This window comes from Clostridium tanneri, assembly GCF_033659955.1.
Taxonomy (GTDB): domain Bacteria; phylum Bacillota; class Clostridia; order Clostridiales; family Clostridiaceae; genus Clostridium_AM; species Clostridium_AM tanneri.
Map to the genome: position 1 here is coordinate 72603 of NZ_JARUJP010000017.1, position 19412 is coordinate 92014.

Sequence of the window (19412 nt, forward strand, 5' to 3'; positions counted from 1 at the left end):
GTTCTTCAATTTTTCTTGATTATACTACAGTTTATTAAAAAACACAACAGGGTTAAATAAATATAATTTAATATATCAAAAGCTAAGATGATACTGGGTTAACTTTTGGTAGAGACTTGAGCGGTGAATTCCAAGTATTTTAGCTGCCTTTGCCTTGTTACCCTTGGTAGAGGCTAATGCCTTTTTTATGGCATTTATTTCTGCAAGAGTTATTGCATCTTTTAAGCATAGCACTTCCGTATCTTCTCTAGTAATTGCTACATCTTTACAGCTCTCTTTAAAATTTTCTAAAAAGGAGGTAGGTAAATCCTTAAGCTCAATTACATCTTTTTCACAGAAATTTACCCCTATTTCCAGCACATTATGAAGCTCACGGATATTTCCAGGCCAGTTATATCTTTTAAAAGTTTCTATAACCTCCTCAGAAACCCCTTTGATATTTAAATTTAGCTTATCATTGAACTCATTGACTATTTTCTGTGCTAAAGGAATAAGGTCATTTTTGGTTTCTCTTAAAGGAGGGACAGTAAGAGCTATAATATTAAGTCTGTAATATAAATCCTCCCTAAATTTATTTTGCTTCACCATTTCCTTTAAGTTCTTATTTGTAGCGGCTATAACCCTAACATCTAAGTCCAGTACATAATTTGCACCAACAGGCTGAACTTCTTTTTCTTGAAGGACTCTTAAAAGCTTAGTTTGCATAGAGAGAGGCATGTCTCCTATTTCATCTAAGAATATAGTTCCACCATTTGCCGCAGAGAATTTACCAGGTTTTCCCTCAGATTTTGCACCGGTGAAGGCTCCTTTTTCATAGCCGAAGAGCTCTGCTTCTAGGAGTTCTTTTGGAATAGCAGCACAGTTAATTCTTACAAAAGGACCATAGCGTCGGAGGCTATTGTTATGTATGGAATGAGCAACTAATTCCTTACCTGTGCCAGTCTCACCTGTAATTAAAACTGTAGAATCTGTCCTAGATACTTTTTTAGCCAGTTGCACCATTTCACTTCGCTTATCACTTACAGATATGATATTGGTGAAATCATATTTAGCCCCCTGAGTTCCATTGCACTTACCTTTGTAATATTTAAGTTCATTTTCCATCATATCAATCTTTTTTACAAGGGATTTTAATTCCTTTATGTCTCTAAATAGTATTTTTCCTATAGCACCTACTATTTCATCATCTTTAAAGATTGGTATACGCATAACTATCATTTTGTTTTTTCCTAGGTAGGCAAGTTCACCAATTTCTATTTTCCCTGTTTCTAGAATGTTTACTAATTTGCTGTCAGGAGATACTTCTAAAATATGTTTTCCTGTTATTTCTTCTGGCTTTGTTAACAAAAATCTAGCAAAGGAACTATTGACAGTAGTTATGATACCATCTTTATCTATTACTATAATACCTTCATAGGAATTTTCAAGCAGAGTGTTTAATGTATTCATGAGGGTTTCTGTATTTGTAAGTGGGTTAAATAAGTAATCTTCTTTATCCAATTAATACTCCTCCTCATAAGTTATATAAATTAATAATTACGTTTATAAGATATATATTCATAAGAGCAGCAAATCATTATATCTTTTAGGGGACACTCTACAATTTTTCGGCAATTAAAGGGACAGTTCACAATTATTCTGATATGTTGAATAATTGTGAACTGTCCCCAAAGGTATGAAAAAATACTAAGCTTTAGAGTTCGTATTTCTAAAAGAGTTTATTGTATGACCTATGTAGCTTAAAGTTTTCTCAGTTGCTTCTTCAGCGGTATAGCTGCATTGATGCTTTAGTACTCTATAAAGCATGCTGTGATAAATCAGCAAAATCATTTCATTAATTTCTTCTAAATCTTCCTCTTTTATAAAACCATCCTTGGCACATTTCTTTAAAATCGTTAAGTTTCTATCATATATTCTTTCACCTAGTAACATTGGAAGTAGCTCTTCTGACTGATTGCTTAGTTCATCAGAAAAAATATGAAAGTAGTTCCTAATTGAACTATTGGAAGGGTTCACCCCTTCTTCAAAAAAAAGATTATAGTATGCTCTTGGATTTTTGTATGAATGAAGACAAAAACATCTCCATATACCCATAAAAGTGTCTAAAGAATTGCTACAGCTATTAGTATAATTAGGAAGATCGTGAGCATAGTCCTCTAAATATTTTATTGAACTAAAAAATAATAGTTCATTTAAGTTACCAAAGTAGTTATAAATTGTAGCACTATTAAAGCCAGCTATATCAGAAACTTTTCTAATAGTAACAAACTCAATACCTTCTTCTTGTATTATTTTCTCAACTGCATCTATAAAATATTTCATCATACGTTTTCTTTGAATAGCCTTTTTATCCATTTCCATTGAAATCACCATCTTGTAAATATTTTACCATATTAGTAAACACAAATAATTATATCCTAGATTCGCATTTTTTGAAAGTAAAGCTTTCTTATTACGAAAAATAATAAATAGTATTAATAATTTCTATAATAAAAGTTTAGATTATACGCTCTTAACCTACAAAATAAATGACTTGAGGCTATTATTACATTTTTTAATAATAGCTATTTGTTATTGTTATAAAAATATAATCATGATTATAATATAATTGTGTTTACAAAATAGTCGCAATTATGATAATATTTAATCAAAGCAGTACTGTTAAATTATTGTATTAGTTACATGTCATAGTAAAATTGAAAACATTTATATTTATGTAGAAGGGGTGGGATATAAGTGAAATTAGAAATTGGAAATTTTTATGTAAAAGATATTGTTTTTGGAGAGAAGACCTCTTACAAAAATGGAATCTTAACAGTAAACAAGCAAGAGGCACTAGATTTTGTTTTAGAAGATGAACATATTACAGAGGCAGACTTATTAATTGTAAAGCCAGGAGATAAGGTTCGATTAGTTCCTGTAAAAGAGGCAATTGAGCCAAGGGTAAAAGTAAATGGCAATACCTTATTTCCAGGTGTTACAGGAGATGTGGTGGCCGTAGGTGATGGACGAACTCATGCACTTAAAGGCTGCAGCGTCTTAGTGGTTGGAAAGCACTGGGGAGGATTCCAGGATGGCTTAATAGATATGAGTGGAGAAGGGGCAAAATATACTTATTATTCTCAATTAAAGAATATTGTACTTGTAGGAGACACAGACGAGGACTTTGAGAAACATGAACAGCAGAAGAAGAATAAGGCCTTAAGATGGGCAGGACATAAATTAGCAGAGTTTATAGGAAACTGTGTTAAGGATTTAGAGCCAGAAGATATAGAGACTTTTGAATTAGAGCCAGTTATAAAGAGATCAAAAGAGGTTCAAGAATTGCCATCTGTTGTATTTGTAATGCAGCCTCAATCACAGATGGAGGAAATGGGATACAACGATTTAGTGTATGGATGGGATACAAATCATATGGTACCTACTTTTATGCATCCCAATGAAGTTTTAGATGGAGCTTTGATTTCAGGAAGTTTTATGCCTTGTTCATCAAAGTGGTCAACCTATGATTTTCAGAATAATCCAACCATTAAGAGACTTTATGCTGAACACGGAAAGACACTTAACTTTTTAGGGGTTATAATGTCTAATCTTAATGTAGCATTAGAACAAAAGAAACGTGCAGCTTTATTTGTTGCTCAAATGGCAAAATCCTTAGGAGCAGATGGGGCGATTGTTGCAGAAGAAGGTTATGGAAATCCTGATGCAGACTTTATAGCTTGCATAGTTGCACTAGAAGAGGCTGGAGTTAAAACCTGTGGTATTACTAACGAATGTACTGGAAGAGATGGAGAATCTCAGCCATTAGTATCCTTAGATATAAAAGCAGATGCTATTGTATCCACTGGAAACGTTTCAGAGTTAATAGAGCTTCCTCCTATGGAAACTGTTATAGGTGAACTACAATCTTTAGCTAGAGATGGTTTATCTGGAGGTTGGGCAAACGATGAAATTTTAGGACCTTCTGTTAGAGAAGACGGTTCAATTATTATGGAAAACAACGCAATGTTCTGCGGAGATCAAGCCTCAGGATGGTCACCAAAAACAATGAGAGAGTTTTAAGGAGGTGCAGTTTAGATGAAAAAAGCAATTTTATATATAAATCAATTCTTTGGACAGATAGGTGGAGAAGATAAAGCAGATTTTTCTCCAGAAATAAGAGAGGGTTTAGTTGGGCCAGCTTTAGAATTAAACAAACAACTAAAAGATGCAGAAGTTACCCACACAATAATATGTGGAGATAACTTCATGGGATCTAATGAAAAGGAAGCAGTAGAGACAATATTAGGATTCTTAGAAGGTAAGGAATTTGACATATTCTTTGCAGGCCCTGCATTCCAGGCTGGAAGATATGGAAATGCTTGTGGAGTTATATGCAAAGCTGTAAAAGAAAAATTTAATGTACCAGTTATATCTTCTATGCACATTGAAAACCCTGGTGTTGAAATGTTTAAGAAGGATGTGTATATATTCAAAGGCGGAAACAATGCTGGAAGAATGAGAAAAGACATAAAGGCAATGGCTGACTTTGGAAATAAAGTATTAAGTGGAGAGAAGCTTCTTTCTGCAGAAGAGGAAGGATATTACGGAAGAGGTAAGAGACATCAGGTTTGGCTTGAATCAGGAAAACCAGCTGCTGATAGAGTAGTGGAAATGATGTTAAAGAAATTAAAAGGTGAAGAGTTCCAAACTGAACTGCCTATTCCTAAGATGGATAGAGTGCCAATAGCACCAGCTATCAAGGATTTAAGTAAAGTGACTATAGCTTGTGTAACAACAGGAGGTATAGTTCCTGTGGACAACCCTGATAGAATACAATCTGCTTCAGCAACAAGATGGGGTAAATATAATGTATCACAATTAGATAGATTAGAGGGTGGAGTATATAAAACAATACATGCGGGATTTGACCCTGCAGCTGCTGATGCAGATCCAAATGTAATAGTTCCATTAGATGCCTTTAAAGCCTATGAAAAAGAAGGAAAAATGGGTAAGCTTCATGAGTATTTCTATTCCACTGTTGGAACTGGAACTACCCAAGGTGAAGCTGCAAGAATGGCAAGAGAAATTGTTGAAGATTTAAAAGCAGCCAATGTAGATGCAGTTGTACTAACTTCCACCTGAGGAACTTGTACACGTTGCGGTGCAACAATGGTAAAAGAAATTGAAAGAGCTGGATTCCCAGTTGTTCAAATGTGTAATCTTATTCCCGTAGCAACAACAGTAGGTTCAAATAGAATAGTACCGACTATTTCCATACCATATCCACTAGGAAACCCTGCAGATTCTAAAGAGGCACAGTGGAAGTTAAGATATCACAGAGTTGGTGTAGCTTTAGATGCTCTAGCAACTGATATTGAGGAGCAAACTGTTTTTAAAGTAAAAATCTAAATCGCTTACTCATTCGACGAAAGGAGAAGGAGTTTCATATAACTAAATAGGTCTTGTCAAAATGGATGAGACCTATTTTAGATTAGTTTTACGAAGGGGGGAAAATTAAATATGTCAAATGAACAAAAATCAAAAGACCGGTCGGTTCTGTATGTTTCTGCAGGTATAGCTCTGGTATTTGTAGCATTTAGTATAATTCTGCCATCTCAAATGGCCAAAGCAGCTAATGGTGTGTTAGCATTTTTAACTACTAATTTTGGTTGGCTATATCTTATATCAGTATCTGTCTTTACAGTGGTTATATTTACTATTGCTCTCAGCCGCTTTGGTAATATTAAGCTAGGATTGGATGATGAAAAACCGGAATTTACAAATTTCCAGTGGTTTACTATGCTATTTGGAGGTGGAATGGGCATCGGAATGGTTTTTTGGTCAATTGCTGAACCGATGGTTCACTATATGTCACCACCTGTAGGACAACCGGGGACTGAGCAAGCTATGCATGATGCCATGCGGATTGTATTTAATGACTTCGGTATTCATGTATGGATTATTTACGCCGTTTGCGGTTTAGCTCTGGCATATTTCCAGTATCGAAAAGGTCTTCCATGCCTAATCAGTTCAGCTTTTTACCCAATCCTTGGTGACCGTATTCGGGGACCTATCGGTAAAGCCATCGATGTAATAGCAGTATTTGCGACGATGTTTGGTGTAGCAACCAGCTTGGGACTGGGGGCTGGTCAGATTGCTACAGGAATACAATATATCTGGGGAATTAAAGCGACACCTGGTATTACTGCTATTGTTATCGCAATCATGACAGCGATATTTACTCTAGCCACCGTATCCGGACTGCATAAGGCGATGCAGGCTGTTGCTGACGTGAAGGTATGGCTTTCAATTGGATTTATGATATTTATTTTCCTCTTTGGTGGAATGGTATTTATACTAAATAATTTTACTCACACCCTTGGTGATTACATTCAAAACTTTATCGGACAGAGTCTGTGGATGGGCAATGTTGAATGGACTAAAGCCTGGCCGATATTCTATAGAGCTTGGTATATTGCCTGGGCAGCATTTGTAGGTCAGTTCATAGCACGTGTTTCCAGAGGACGTACTATTCGCGAATTCATACTTGCATCAGTGTTCCTGCCTTCTGGTTTCTGCCTCATATGGATTGCAATCTATGGGGGAGCTGCCTTTAATCTAGATGCATTGTCACAGGGTGCCATTCAGGCAGCTGTTAAAACCGATGTTTCCACCGCTTTATTTGCAACGTTGCAGCACCTACCACTTTATTTCATCACTGCGCCGCTAGCGATTATCCTGATCATCGCGTCTTTTGCAGGAGCTGCTAATTCAGCGACCTATGTACTGAGCATGCTGACATCGGGAGGAGATCTTAACCCAAGTAAAAAACTATGCGGGTTTTGGGGAATTGCCCAGGGGGCTGTCACTATAATGCTTATTCTAGTAGGGGGTACTGCTGCCATAAAGACACTCCAGACCGCTTCTATTGCTGCTGCCTTTCCATTCATGTTGATCATGCTCATTATGTGCTACAGCATATACAAGGCTCTTCGGGAAGAGCAAGTTAAAGAAGAAATAGTAGTATCTGAAAATGGTGAACTAAAAGCAGATTTATCTCAGTAGTAAGTAAATATTATTAAAATATTAAAAAAGAAGGTGTGGTATGAATAATATATATGACGTTATTATCTTAGGATCTGGACCGGCAGGACTTTCCGCTGGCTTGTATGCAGCAAGAGCTAGACTGAAAACCTTAATAATTGAAAGAGGTAAGGTAGGAGGACAAATCGTAATTACAGATGAGGTAGCCAATTATCCTGGATCAGTAAAAGATGCTACAGGCCCGAGCTTAATAGCTAGAATGGAAGAACAGGTTGAGCACTTCGGCGCTGAAAGAAAAAAGGACACTATAAAAGCAGTAGATTTTAGTGAAAAGATCAAGGTGTTGAAAGGTGAAAATGAGGAATATCAGGCTAAAACCGTAATTATTGCCACAGGGGCAGCACCTAGACATATTGGATGTCCTGGAGAAAATGAATTAATTGGTAAAGGAGTATCTTACTGTGCAACCTGTGATGCAGATTTCTTTCAGGATTTAGAGGTTTTTGTAGTTGGTGGGGGAGACTCTGCTATTGAAGAGGCTCTTTATCTAACAAAGTTTGCTAGAAAAGTTACAGTAGTTCATAGAAGAGATGAGCTAAGGGCTGCAAAGTCTATACAGGAAAAGGCCTTCAAAAATGAAAAGATTCATTTTATGTGGGATACTGTTGTCAGCGAAATAAAGGGTAATGGAATATTAGAATCAGCAGTATTTAAAAATACCAAAACTGGTGAAACTCACGAATACTTTGCTGATGAAGAGGATGGTACTTTCGGTATATTTGTTTTTACTGGATATCTACCAATAAACAATTTATTTAAGGAAAAAATCCAGATGAATGAAAGCGGATATATAATTACCAATGACAAAATGGAAACCAACATAGAAGGGGTATTTGCAGCTGGGGACATAAGAGAAAAGCCTTTAAGACAGGTTGTTACAGCAACAGCAGATGGGGCTATTGCTGCTGTACAAGCAGAAAAATATATAGAAAACAATTTTTAATAATATAACCTAATTTAATAAAAGAAAGGTGGCAGGTAATATGTTAATTGTAGATAAGGATAGCTTTAAGCCTGAAGTATTAGAAGCAGAGGGCTATGTTCTTGTAGACTATTTTGGAGATGGCTGTGTACCATGTCAAGCTTTAATGCCAGATGTAGAAGCATTAGCTGAAAAGTATGAAGGTAAAGTTAAGTTTTGCAAACTAAATACTACAAAGGCTAGAAGATTAGCAATATCCCAAAGAGTACTTGGACTTCCAACAATCTCTTTATATAAAAACGGAGAAAAAATTGGGGAAGTAGTAAAGGAAGATGCTACAAAAGAAAGTATTGATGCAATGATATCAAAGCATCTTTAATAAATAATAATTTAAAATAAGGAGGAAAAACAATGAGTTTATTAGAAGGTAAAAAAGTTATTATCATTGGAGACAGAGATGGTATACCTGCTCCAGCAATAGCTCAATGTTTAGACGGTACAGGAGCAGAAGTTGTATTTTCTTCAACAGAATGCTTTGTCTGAACAGCAGCAGGTGCAATGGATTTGGAAAATCAAAATAGGGTTAAAACATTAACAGAAAAATATGGTGCTGAAAATATGCTAGTAATATTAGGTGCCGCAGAAGCTGAAGCAGCAGGTTTAGCTGCTGAAACAGTTACAAATGGAGACCCTACTTTTGCAGGTCCATTGGCAGGAGTCCAGTTAGGACTAAGAGCTTATCATGTAGTAGAGCCAGAACTTAAAGAACTTGTTAATCCAGAAGTATATGATGAACAAATTGGAATGATGGAAATGGTTCTTGATGTAGATGGAATTATAGGAGAAATGTCTACAATGAGAAATGAATTCTGTAAGTTTCTTTAGTATGGAACCATAACACCGAAAGGTGACTTATCCTACGGATATCTCCCCGGATAAGTCACCTTTCTAGTTTGGATGTCTATACTAAATATTGTTAGAGTTTCAAGTAATATTAAAATCTCGGAGGTGTTAAAATGAATTATTCAGTAGTAAGAGGGGCAGGGTATGTCTTGGTACATACACCGGATATGGTGTTTCATAATGGGACTACTCAAACAACAGAAAGAATAGTCAATTCAGATTCAGAATATCTTAAAGAATTACCTAATCATCTCAGAAGTTTCCAAGAGGCTGTAAACTATTTGCCTAATCAGACCTATATAGGAAATATCAAGCCAGAAGACTTGAACAAATTTTCTTTGCCTTGGTGGGATAAAAAAGCTGAAGGTTCTTGCCGTTTTGGAAGATTCGGAGAGATTATGCCTCAGGATGAGTTTATAGCTTTACTTCAAATATGTGATGTATTTGATTTAGTATATCTTGAAAAATCTTTTGTAGAAACTATTAAAGAAAAGTTAAGCAATCACCCACTAGTTAATAGTTTACAGCTTTCTAAAACTAAAGAGGGAGTTGACTTGTCAGAAATAGAAATCCTTGTTAAAGAAAATGGTGCAGAAGGTTTATATAATAATGGTAAGTTAGTAGGTTGTGTAAAAAAAGCCCATGAAGTGGATGCTAACTTAGGTTCTCACACTATGCTTGAAAATCTAGCGGTAAAAGCTTCAGGAGCATTAGCTTTAATGAATCTAATTGAGAAGAACAACGTTAATGTGGAAGAAATTGAATATGTTATAGAGTGTTCAGAAGAAGCCTGTGGAGATATGAACCAAAGAGGTGGAGGAAACTTTGCAAAGTCAATAGCAGAAGCAGCAGGTTGTGTTAATTCAACTGGTGCTGACATGAGAGGCTTTTGTGCTGGACCAACTCATGCTTTAATAACAGCAGCTTCCTTAGTTCAGTCCGGAGTATATAAAAATGTAGCTATAGTAGGTGGAGGAGCAACTGCAAAATTAGGCATGAATGGTAAAGATCATGTGAAAAATAATATGCCTATTTTAGAAGATTGCTTAGGTGGTTTTGCAATATTAGTAGGCCCAAATGATGGAGTAAATCCTATATTAAGAACAGATATAGTTGGGAGACATACTGTGGGAACTGGCTCATCACCAGAAGCTGTAGTAAACTCCCTTATGTGTGCTCCTTTAGAGAAAATTAATATGAAAATGACTGATATAGACAAGTTCTCTGTTGAAATGCAAAATCCAGATATTACAAAGCCAGCTGGTGCTGGTGATGTGCCAGAAGCAAATTATAAGATGATTGCTGCATTAGCAGTTAAAAAGAAGCAATTGGATAGAAAAGATTTAAAGAATTTTGTTACCGAACATGGTATGCCAGGATGGGCTCCAACTCAAGGTCATATTCCTTCTGGAGTACCTTATGTGGGATTTGCAAAGGAGGCTTTAACAGAGGGAAATCTGAATAAAGTTATGATAGTAGGAAAAGGAAGTTTATTCTTAGGACGTATGACAAATTTATTTGATGGCGTTTCAATTATTATGGAAAGAAACACAGAAGAAACAAAAAAATCAGAAGAAGTCTTTTCTGAGGAAAAAATAGAACAGGTAATAGCAAAAGCAATGAGAAATTTAGCGTCACAACTAATGGAAGAATAGAGGTGATGATAATGGAAGAAAGCAGAGATGTGAAGCAGCTTATAGGTAAGACCTTTATGAAAATTGCGGATGCAATAGAGACTGGCAGTTTTGCCACTAAAATAAAAATTGGGGTAACAGTCCTAGGCAGTGAACACGGTGTTAATAATGTTGTAAGTGGAGCAGAATATGCAGCAAAAAAAGCAAAGGATTTTGATATAGTATTAATAGGTCCAAAGGTTGACACGAAGCTAGAAATTATCGAAGCAAACACTGAAGAAGAAATGTATAGAAAGATGGAAAATGCTATTGATGAAAAATACATACAGGCAGCAGTTACTATGCACTATGACTTTCCAATAGGAGTTTCAACAGTTGGAAGGGTAGTAACTCCAGGAATAGGTAAGCAAATGTTCTTAGCTACTACTACAGGCACTTCTTCAATGCATAGAACAGAGGCAATGGTTAAAAATGCATTATATGGTATTATAACTGCAAAGGCCATGGGTATTGAAAATCCTACTGTTGGAATCTTAAATTTGGATGGAGCAAGACAGGTAGAAAAGGCACTTAAGCAGTTAAATAGCAATGGATATAAAATAAATTTTGCAGAATCCATACGTGCAGATGGTGGTGCTGTAATGAGAGGAAATGATTTGCTTACAGCCACATCAGATGTTATGGTAGCAGATACACTAACAGGAAACCTATTAATGAAGATGTTTTCTTCATACACTACTGGAGGAAGCTATGAAGGCTTCGGATATGGGTATGGACCAGGAATTGGTGATGGTTATAACAGAACTATTCTAATTGTGTCCAGAGCATCTGGAGCACCTGTAATTGCCAATGCACTAGAATATGCAGCGGAATTAGTAAGGGGAGGACTTTCAAAAGTAGCTAACACTGAATTTGGGAAGGTTAAAGAAGCTCAATTTAACCAGGTGTTAAGCAGCTTAACCAAAGAAGTGAAACATGAAAGTGCTGAAGAAGACATTAAGGCACCGCCTCAGGAAGTAGCTACTGCTGTTATAACAGGTATAGATGTAATGGATATTGAAGCTGCAGAGAAAACCTTGTGGAAAGCAGGGATTTATGCAGAGAGCGGCATGGGCTGTACAGGCCCTATTATAAAGGTAAATGAGTTAAAGCTTGACCAGTCAAGAGAAGTATTGGTTAAGTCTGGAGTTTTGACTGACTAAATAGATTTTAAATTTTTGTTTAAACCCTTGCAGAGTCCATCATTAATAGAAAAACTATGGTAATGAAATATGAATTGATTATATGCATATTTAAGGTATATACTTAAGGTGGAATTAATGTAGGTTGATAAAGTATATGTGATGGATCTGTAAAAGGGGGAAAGTGTCATGTGGAAGTTATCACAGGAGGAATTTAAAGAGATATTAAACACTAGAAAACCAAAGGAAAGACTTATTTTAAAAGAGATAGAACTTTCTGATATGGATTTTACAAGCTGGAATTTATCTAATATTGATTTCTCTCTGAGTGCATTCCATCGAGTTAAGTTTGATGAGGCCAATCTAGAGTACAGTAGTGTTTCTAATACATTATTTGATGAATGTACCTTACGCAAGACGAATTTTCAACATGCAAATTTAGAATGTGCAGTTCTTCGGTATGCAGATATGTCAGGCTGTAACATTGAAGGCGCAAATTTATATGGTGCAGTGTTAGAGTATGCTAAATTGGATGGCATTATTTCTGATGAGAATACAAAATGGTTTCATTTACGTTGTCCAGAGAAGGGAGCCTTTCTTGGATATAAGAAATGTCTTAATGACCGCTTGGTACAACTTCTAATACCAGCAGATGCAAAGCGGACTTCTGCTACGTTACCTTCTTGTCGCTGCAACAGAGCAAAGGTGCTCACAATAAAAAGTTTCGACTATAAAGAAAGTTACATGGAAGCTTGGTCTTTGGTAGATGAGAATTTTGTTTACCGCGTAGGTCAGTGGGTAGAAGTAAAAGATTTTAATGAGGATCGATGGATGGACTCTACTAGGGGTATTCATTTTTGGATGACAAGAGAAGAAGCAAAAAACTATTAAAAGGAAAGAGTAAGGGCCGCCAGCGAGTACTATACTGGCAGGCCTTTTGTTTACTTTGTTTTTCTAAATTTCAATGGAGTTTGTCCATAAATCTTCTTAAACATTTTAGAAAAATTTGCAGAATAACTATAACCTACTTTATGAGCTATATCTTCAATACTTAAATCTGTTGTAGATAAAAGATTTGCAGCAACAGTCATTTTAATATTACTTGAATATTCACCAATGGACATATGATAATGCTTTGAAAATCCTGCCTTTAACTTTTGTTCATTTAAAAACACCATCTTGCTCAAAGCTCCAATGCTAGGAGGTTTGCTGTAATTTTTCTCTAAGATATCATGGGCTTTTTGAATAGCACGGATATCGGAGGAAGTTAGTTTAATCACCCTATCAGCACCAATATTGATGTTTCCGTAGTTAATCTGATTAGTAAAAGCATTTTCAGGAGACTTAGTAACCTCATTTATTAAAATAGCTATACACTCCAAAATTTTGCTTTCTAGATAAATACTATTTAGGGAATTTTCATTAGTTAAACTTTGTAACTGATGAATTATTTCTACAATCTCCAAGGGCAGATAAGTATAAGTATAATTTTTAATAAAAGAATCGAAGCCCATTATATTTGGAAAGTTAGGTTTTATTATTTCATTAAAATAACTCTCATATATAGTTATTTCCGTTCCATGAAAGTGCTGACCCTTTTTCCAGCTTTGTTTACCTCTTAGATTTTTTTCAATAACAAAGAAGGATGAAGGGGTAAAAGAGGACACTGGATTGTTTTCAATCTTAAATTCTGTAGCTCCTGTATAAACCACGCCAAAGCGCATTAGCAGCTCAGGATTATCAAAAGATAGATTAAAATCCTCAGATATTGTATAGTCTGCAATACCTAAATTATAATAACCATCTCTTGAATAACTAATTAAATGGCCAAGTTCAGGCCTATTTTTATTTGTATATAAGGTATAGTTCTTAGTTTCAATTTTATCAAAGGATAACTTTTCCAAAACTACAGATTTAAACTCTTCACTAGATCTTACTATCATAAAATTCCTCCTTTAATAACAAAATTATATTTAATAATTCCTAATTTTTCAAGGAAAAATAGTTAAATAAGATGTAAAAATAATTAAGTTAGATGCAGTTATTGTATTGAGAATGAAAATCATGTACAATTAGCTTTGTTAGAAAAAGAAGAATTTCATTGTCGAAAGGAAGATATAAAATGAAAAAAAATTCAGTATTAAAAACAGTTTTGCTTGCTTGTATGGCTTTAACCCTTTTTGTTGGTTGTTCACAACCTTCTGCTGTAAAAGAAGAAAAGAAGACTGTTACAGTAACAGATGTTAAAGGACAAGTTGAGATTCCAGAAAAACCTGAAAGAATAGTTGATTTAAGTGGTAATAGTGATATTTTATCAATTTTAGGATATAAGGTAATAGGAACTGCTAATAGTGATGCTTATGATTATACAAAGCTTCCTAAGTATTTAGAGAATACATTAAAAGGTGCCAAGATAATAGGATATAGCATGCAGGATACTATGGATGTTGAAGCAATAATGAATTTAAATCCAGACTTAATAGTAATATCAACAGTGCAAGAAAAAATGTATGATCAATTAAGTGCGATTGCTCCAACAGTAATGGTTAAACTAGAAGCTTTAAACTGGAAGGAAGACGTTAAGGCCTTAGCAAAAGTCTTTAATAAAGGAGAAGCTGCAAATACTTGGTTAACTAATTATGATAAAAAATCAAAGGAACTTGGAGATAAAATTAAAGAAGCTTATGGTAAAGACACAACCTATTTATCTTTCCTAGCTAGTGGCGGTCAATTCTACGTATTTGACGGAGCTGGTTTTGGTAGTGTTTTATATCAAGATATGGGCTTAGGTAAACCAGAGGGTATGCCGGCACAAAAGGATATAAGTTTACCAGTGCTAACTTATGAGGGATTAGCTTCAATAAAATCAGATTATATATTTATTATTGGAACAGGTGAGGATTTAAAATCCCTTGAGAAAAATGCAATATGGAACAGTTTGCCTGCAGTAAAAGAAGGTAAAGTTATCAAACTAGCTTCTTCACCTTACTTTGTACAAGGATATAGTTCAATAGGTAGACAAGTACTTTTAGATGAAATAATGGAGATGTTAAATGAAACAAAGCAGTAAAAATGCAATGACTTTTATAGTTTGCGGTGTTTTTATTCTAATGATCGGTGTATTCCTAGCTATAAGTCTAGGAGTCATCCATATTGGGATAACAGAAATATGGAATAGTATTTTTAATTATAGTGAAACCTTGGAACTTATGCTCATTAGAGACGTGCGTATTCCTAGGGCCCTAAGCGTGCTATTTACAGGCGGGATTTTGGGAGTAACGGGAGCTATGATTCAGGGAGTTACAAGAAATCCAATAGCAGAACCTTCACTTCTTGGAGTAAGCCAAGGAGCTACCTTAGTTGTGGCAATATTCTATGCTGCACAAATTACCATAAATACTACAAATGTTATGATAGCTTCGTTAATTGGAGCAGTATTTAGTGGAGCTATCGTACTAGGATTTACCTCTAGAAAATCAAATAATAGATCTATTACAAAAATACTTTTAGCAGGTACTGCCATGAGCACTTTCTTTATTTCCTTAACGACTATAGTAGGACTTTTATCAAATAGATCTCAATTTATTGCCTTTTGGGTTTCTGGAGGTTTTAGGAATGCAACTTGGGCAGATTTTTACCTAGTTGCAGTATTTGGAATTCTAGGTTTAATAATAGCCATCTTCCTATCCAAGAAAATAAATATTCTAAACTTAGGGGATGACGTGGCAATTAGCCTTGGAGAAAATCCAGAAAGAATAAGATTAATAACTTTTCTTGTTATGATACCAATGTGTGCAGCTGCAGTAGCTGTTGGAAAGAATATAGCTTTTGTTGGACTTATAGTTCCACAAATAGTGAGAAAGATATTTGGAGAAGATTATAGAAAAAATATACCTTTTTCTTTTTTATTAGGCTCTATACTTTTAGTCTATTCCGATATAGCTGCAAGAATGGTTTATAATCCTTATGAAACCCCAATTGGAATATTTACGGCCTTAATAGGAGTTCCATTCTTTATAGCTATGGCAAGGAAGGAGAGAGGTTAACATGAAAAGAAGACTTAGAATAACAGCCCTAGTATTATTTGTTTTATTATTACTGTCTTCTATTATGTATCTATGCTGGGGAACTTATAAAATAGCTCCTTTAGATAGTATAAAAACTCTACTAGGACAGGGAACTAAACTTCAAAATGCAGCAATTTTAAATCTTAGATTTCCCAGGATGCTAGTTGGAATTTCTGTTGGTATAGCCCTGTCTACAGCAGGAGCACTACTGCAGACTATAACAAAAAATGAACTTGCAGATCCAGGTATAATTGGCATCAATGCTGGAGCAGCAGTAGCAGCAGTCATATTTATTTCATTAAAAACTGTAAATTACTATAGTGTACTTGGACCTCTATCTGTTTATGTATTGCCTGTTATCGCTATTATAGGAGCAGGGATTTCAGCCTTTATAACTTATTACCTATCAGGTAGAAATGGGATTAAACCAAAACGATTGCTCCTTATAGGACTTGGAATAAACGCAGGGTTAAATGCCTTTATTACTTTCTTTACATTTAGGAGCGGAGTTGGTGATTATAATAGAGTATTAATTTGGACCTCGGGAAGCCTTTGGGGATCAGGGTGGAGCTATGCAAAAATAATAATTCCATTAGTTACCCTAATGTTTGTGATAGTATTGTTGAATTATAAAAAATTAGATGTTCTTAGTTTATCCGATGAACATTCAGTTGCTCTTGGTTTAAACTTAAATAAGGAAAGAAAGAAGTTTTTATCCTATGCAGTTATACTTGCTGGCGGCGCTACAGCCTTTGCAGGAAATGTGGGGTTTATTGGTTTAATATCTCCTCACATAGCAAGAAAGCTAGTTGGGCCTTATCATAAAAATTTCTTACCAATATCTGCACTTGTAAGTATAGTAATAATTTTAGTTGCAGATGCAGTTTCAAGAAATTTATTTTCTCCAATTGAAATACCAGTTGGAATTACGATTTCAATATTTGGAGTACCATATTTTATTTATTTAATGATGAAGGAGAAATAGATGGAAGCTATTAGTGTAAAGAATTTATCAGTAGCCTATGAAGATAATCTTATAATAGATAATATGAATCTTTCCATTCCAAAAGGTAAGATAAGTATTATTATAGGGGCAAATGGATGCGGGAAGTCAACTTTGCTAAAAACAATAGCAAGGGTAATAAAGCCCAAAAGCGGAGATATCTTTATAAATGAAAAAAATATTAAAATGCAAAAAGAGAAGCATATAGCAACCCAAGTAGCTTTTTTACCTCAAGGGCCAGTCTGTCCAAGTGGAATCACGGTAAAAGAATTAGTTGCCTTTGGAAGATTTCCACATCAAAGGATGATAGGCGGGCTCAAGTCTCATGATAAAGAAATTATAGATTGGGCAATAGAGGAAACAGGACTTAAGGATTTTGCAGATAGAGAAATAGATAACTTATCTGGAGGACAAAGACAAAGAGCTTGGATTGCAATGACCTTAGCTCAGGAAACAGATATAATCATGCTAGATGAGCCAACTACCTATTTAGATATGTCTTATCAGCTTGAAGTATTGCAAGTATTAGAGAAATTGAATAAGGAAAAAGGTATTACTATTGTTATGGTATTACATGAACTAAATAATGCCTGCAGATTTGCAAGCAATATTATCGGATTAAAAAAAGGTAAAGTTATTTGTGAAGGTATTCCTAAAGAGGCTATAACTAAAGAAAATTTAAAAGACATTTATGGGATTGAGGGTAAGTTACAATTAAGTGAAAACAAAAATTACCCTATTTGCATAGATTATGAACTTATAAGGTGTTAAGATGCAAAATAAAAACTTTGTTATAGTAGTTATTGGACAAGTAATATCCTTGTTTGGAAATGCAGTTCAAAGATTTTGTATGTCTTTATACATTTTAGACTTAACAGGAAATGCTGCTGTCTTTTCAACAATATTAGCAATTTCAACTGTTCCATACATACTATTTGCACCAATAGCAGGACTACTAGCAGACACAGTAAATAGAAAAAAGATAATGGTTTACCTTGATTTTTTTAGTAGCGCCTTAATGGCTGTGTATTCAATAATACTAATGAGTGGAAGAGATAATACCATAATAGTAGGAATCATAATGTTTATACTATCTATAGTTTATACTTTATATAGTCCCTCTGTTACAGCCTCTATTCCACAAATTGTTGAAAAGGAAAAATTAGCATCTGCTAATGGAATCATTCAACAAGTTGGAGCTGTAGTTAACTTAATTGGACCTATAATTGCCGGATTATTATATAGCTTTGTTGAAATAAAAGTAATAGTAATAATAAATGCTACTAGCTTTTTGCTATCAGCTATTTTAGAGATGTTTTTAGATATTCCAGATTTAGAAGCAAAAGAAAAATTTAAAAACCCTATTTCACAATCCATTAAGGAAATGAAAAAAAGTTTTACATACTTGAAACAAAAAAAGAAAATTGTACTTGGAATTATCCTTTCTTATGGGTTAACTAATATTTTTGTAGTACCAATTTTGACTGTTGTATCTCCTTATTTTATTAAATTAAAATTGAATATGTCTGCATCCGTATATGGTTTTGTTGAAGCAATATTTGTTTTAGGGATGATACTAGGCGGAATGCTTATAACCTTTAAACCTAAATTGTTTAAAATGAAAGCAATACATAAAACAATGTATCCTATGGTAATAGCTATTATAACTATGGGGGCAGCCACTTACTTAACTATGTCAAGCAAATCTGTTATTTTAGGACTTTATTCAGTAGGGGGGTTTGGAATAATGTTGTCTTTAGCTTTGTCTAATACAATATCCTTAACCTATGTTCAGCAAGAAGTAAAAGAAGATATGCTTGGAAAGGTAAGTGCTTTTTCCACTGCTGTTGCAACAGCTAGTGTTGCACCTGGTCAATTAATATATGGACAACTTATAAATATTAATCTAAGCCTTTATAATATCCTAATACTATCTTTTATTTTAAGTATAGGAGTAGTTGGTTTTATAAAATGGAATGTTAGAAAAATTTAATACTATCGGCAATAAAATGTACAATAGCTCCATACTAATAGTTTGGGGCTTTTTCACTTCTATCCGATGACTATTTGCCCTAATATTCATATTGGACTCTCTGTTTTTCTTCAAGTTGTACGTTGTCAGCGGCTATGTCTCTTTTGATGTATATTCTAGTTTTAACCTTAGTATAGAAAAACTTGTCCAGGCGTGTTCATATGCTAAATAGTAAGTATTTAAAAGAATATTAGTGGATTTCCGACATAAACTAAGTAAATCCAACTTATTATACCAATAAAGTATTATTAAAGGTGATAGAATAACATTCGTCGCTTGGATGAGCGGCAAGCAAACAAATTAAAATTAATACTAAAAAAGTGTTGACAAAGATTTGATTTGCATGATATTATATAGAAGCTGTCAGCAACGTAATAAGTTACAAAGCAGTAATAAATTACTAGTTGACTAGTTGATATGAAAATGATAAGATGTAAATCTAGTCGTTAACAAACGATATGATCCTTGAAAATTAAACAGAGGTAAAGATAAGTAAAACTTGTTTTTAAAATAAACCAGCAATTCTTTGAGTTACTTTTAAAGTAACAAAACAGTAATGAGTCACAAACTTTTAAATTGAGAGT

17 protein-coding genes are annotated in these 19412 nt (G+C 34.5%); 14 read left to right on the forward strand and 3 right to left on the reverse strand.

Features of this window, described 5'->3' with window-relative positions:
- Positions 1-75: 75 nt before the first annotated feature.
- On the reverse strand, positions 76-1500 hold the full coding sequence (locus P8V03_RS13995; protein WP_318798625.1) for a sigma-54 interaction domain-containing protein: 1425 nt from the start codon (positions 1498-1500) through the stop codon (positions 76-78).
- Between the two features lie 186 nt (positions 1501-1686).
- The gene (locus P8V03_RS14000; RefSeq protein WP_318798626.1) at positions 1687-2361 is read right to left on the reverse strand and encodes a TetR/AcrR family transcriptional regulator; all 675 of its coding nucleotides are present in this window, start codon (positions 2359-2361) and stop codon (positions 1687-1689) included.
- Positions 2362-2736: 375 nt separating this feature from the next.
- Between P8V03_RS14000 and P8V03_RS14005 the strand changes: the two genes are divergently transcribed.
- The 9 genes from P8V03_RS14005 (at position 2737) to P8V03_RS14045 (ending at position 12617) form a co-directional block, all read left to right on the forward strand.
- Positions 2737-4062, forward strand: coding sequence for a glycine/sarcosine/betaine reductase component B subunit (locus P8V03_RS14005; protein WP_318798627.1), 1326 nt, complete (start codon positions 2737-2739; stop codon positions 4060-4062).
- 15 nt (positions 4063-4077) lie between these two features.
- Positions 4078-5391, forward strand: coding sequence for a betaine reductase selenoprotein B (grdH, locus tag P8V03_RS14010; RefSeq protein WP_318798628.1), 1314 nt, complete (start codon positions 4078-4080; stop codon positions 5389-5391).
- A 111-nt stretch (positions 5392-5502) separates the two neighbouring features.
- Entirely contained in the window at positions 5503-7047 is a 1545-nt protein-coding gene (locus P8V03_RS14015; RefSeq protein ID WP_318798629.1) for a glycine betaine uptake BCCT transporter, read from the forward strand.
- A gap of 40 nt (positions 7048-7087) precedes the next feature.
- The gene (trxB, locus tag P8V03_RS14020; protein WP_318798630.1) at positions 7088-8029 is read left to right on the forward strand and encodes a thioredoxin-disulfide reductase; all 942 of its coding nucleotides are present in this window, start codon (positions 7088-7090) and stop codon (positions 8027-8029) included.
- A gap of 40 nt (positions 8030-8069) precedes the next feature.
- A complete protein-coding gene (gene trxA, locus P8V03_RS14025) occupies positions 8070-8387 on the forward strand; it encodes a thioredoxin TrxA (RefSeq protein WP_318798631.1) in 318 nt (105 codons plus the stop codon).
- Between the two features lie 32 nt (positions 8388-8419).
- Entirely contained in the window at positions 8420-8893 is a 474-nt protein-coding gene (gene grdA, locus P8V03_RS14030; RefSeq protein ID WP_261673126.1) for a glycine/sarcosine/betaine reductase complex selenoprotein A, read from the forward strand.
- A 131-nt stretch (positions 8894-9024) separates the two neighbouring features.
- Positions 9025-10566, forward strand: a complete 1542-nt coding sequence (gene grdC / locus P8V03_RS14035) for a glycine/sarcosine/betaine reductase complex component C subunit beta (protein WP_318798632.1) — start codon at positions 9025-9027, stop codon at positions 10564-10566.
- A 5-nt stretch (positions 10567-10571) separates the two neighbouring features.
- Positions 10572-11747 carry a glycine/sarcosine/betaine reductase complex component C subunit alpha gene (gene grdD, locus P8V03_RS14040; protein ID WP_428978981.1) on the forward strand — a complete coding sequence of 392 codons (1176 nt, stop codon included), beginning with the start codon at positions 10572-10574 and terminating at the stop codon, positions 11745-11747.
- 168 nt (positions 11748-11915) lie between these two features.
- The gene (locus P8V03_RS14045; protein WP_318798634.1) at positions 11916-12617 is read left to right on the forward strand and encodes a pentapeptide repeat-containing protein; all 702 of its coding nucleotides are present in this window, start codon (positions 11916-11918) and stop codon (positions 12615-12617) included.
- 50 nt (positions 12618-12667) lie between these two features.
- Here the strand turns inward: P8V03_RS14045 and P8V03_RS14050 are convergent, their stop codons facing one another.
- A complete protein-coding gene (locus tag P8V03_RS14050; protein ID WP_318798635.1) occupies positions 12668-13669 on the reverse strand; it encodes a helix-turn-helix domain-containing protein in 1002 nt (333 codons plus the stop codon).
- Positions 13670-13848: 179 nt separating this feature from the next.
- Here P8V03_RS14050 and P8V03_RS14055 point away from each other — a divergent pair, with 179 nt between their 5' ends.
- The 5 genes from P8V03_RS14055 to P8V03_RS14075 are packed head-to-tail and all read left to right on the forward strand — an operon-like array spanning position 13849 to position 18789.
- Positions 13849-14796 carry an ABC transporter substrate-binding protein gene (locus P8V03_RS14055; RefSeq protein WP_318798636.1) on the forward strand — a complete coding sequence of 316 codons (948 nt, stop codon included), beginning with the start codon at positions 13849-13851 and terminating at the stop codon, positions 14794-14796.
- Entirely contained in the window at positions 14780-15772 is a 993-nt protein-coding gene (locus tag P8V03_RS14060; RefSeq protein ID WP_318798637.1) for a FecCD family ABC transporter permease, read from the forward strand. Before P8V03_RS14055 ends, P8V03_RS14060 begins: the two co-directional genes overlap by 17 nt.
- Before the next feature lies 1 nt (position 15773).
- Entirely contained in the window at positions 15774-16778 is a 1005-nt protein-coding gene (locus tag P8V03_RS14065; RefSeq protein ID WP_318798638.1) for a FecCD family ABC transporter permease, read from the forward strand.
- The gene (locus P8V03_RS14070) at positions 16779-17567 is read left to right on the forward strand and encodes an ABC transporter ATP-binding protein (RefSeq protein ID WP_261673134.1); all 789 of its coding nucleotides are present in this window, start codon (positions 16779-16781) and stop codon (positions 17565-17567) included. It abuts the gene before it with no gap.
- Between the two features lies 1 nt (position 17568).
- The gene (locus tag P8V03_RS14075) at positions 17569-18789 is read left to right on the forward strand and encodes an MFS transporter (RefSeq protein WP_318798639.1); all 1221 of its coding nucleotides are present in this window, start codon (positions 17569-17571) and stop codon (positions 18787-18789) included.
- The last annotated feature ends 623 nt before the right edge of the window (positions 18790-19412 follow it).

What these genes read in the sequence shown, in the direction of transcription:
- P8V03_RS14065 (WP_318798638.1), top strand. Translation starts at nt 15,774, where the DNA reads ATGAAAAGAAGACTTAGAATAACAGCCCTAGTATTATTTGTTTTATTA.
- P8V03_RS14015 (WP_318798629.1), top strand. Translation starts at nt 5,503, where the DNA reads ATGTCAAATGAACAAAAATCAAAAGACCGGTCGGTTCTGTATGTTTCT.
- P8V03_RS14060 (WP_318798637.1), top strand. Translation starts at nt 14,780, where the DNA reads ATGAAACAAAGCAGTAAAAATGCAATGACTTTTATAGTTTGCGGTGTT.
- P8V03_RS14055 (WP_318798636.1), top strand. Translation starts at nt 13,849, where the DNA reads ATGAAAAAAAATTCAGTATTAAAAACAGTTTTGCTTGCTTGTATGGCT.
- P8V03_RS14000 (WP_318798626.1), bottom strand. Translation starts at nt 2,361, where the DNA reads ATGGAAATGGATAAAAAGGCTATTCAAAGAAAACGTATGATGAAATAT.
- P8V03_RS14045 (WP_318798634.1), top strand. Translation starts at nt 11,916, where the DNA reads ATGTGGAAGTTATCACAGGAGGAATTTAAAGAGATATTAAACACTAGA.
- P8V03_RS14075 (WP_318798639.1), top strand. Translation starts at nt 17,569, where the DNA reads ATGCAAAATAAAAACTTTGTTATAGTAGTTATTGGACAAGTAATATCC.
- trxA (WP_318798631.1), top strand. Translation starts at nt 8,070, where the DNA reads ATGTTAATTGTAGATAAGGATAGCTTTAAGCCTGAAGTATTAGAAGCA.
- grdD (WP_428978981.1), top strand. Translation starts at nt 10,572, where the DNA reads ATGATAATGGAAGAAAGCAGAGATGTGAAGCAGCTTATAGGTAAGACC.
- P8V03_RS14070 (WP_261673134.1), top strand. Translation starts at nt 16,779, where the DNA reads ATGGAAGCTATTAGTGTAAAGAATTTATCAGTAGCCTATGAAGATAAT.
- trxB (WP_318798630.1), top strand. Translation starts at nt 7,088, where the DNA reads ATGAATAATATATATGACGTTATTATCTTAGGATCTGGACCGGCAGGA.
- P8V03_RS14050 (WP_318798635.1), bottom strand. Translation starts at nt 13,669, where the DNA reads ATGATAGTAAGATCTAGTGAAGAGTTTAAATCTGTAGTTTTGGAAAAG.
- grdC (WP_318798632.1), top strand. Translation starts at nt 9,025, where the DNA reads ATGAATTATTCAGTAGTAAGAGGGGCAGGGTATGTCTTGGTACATACA.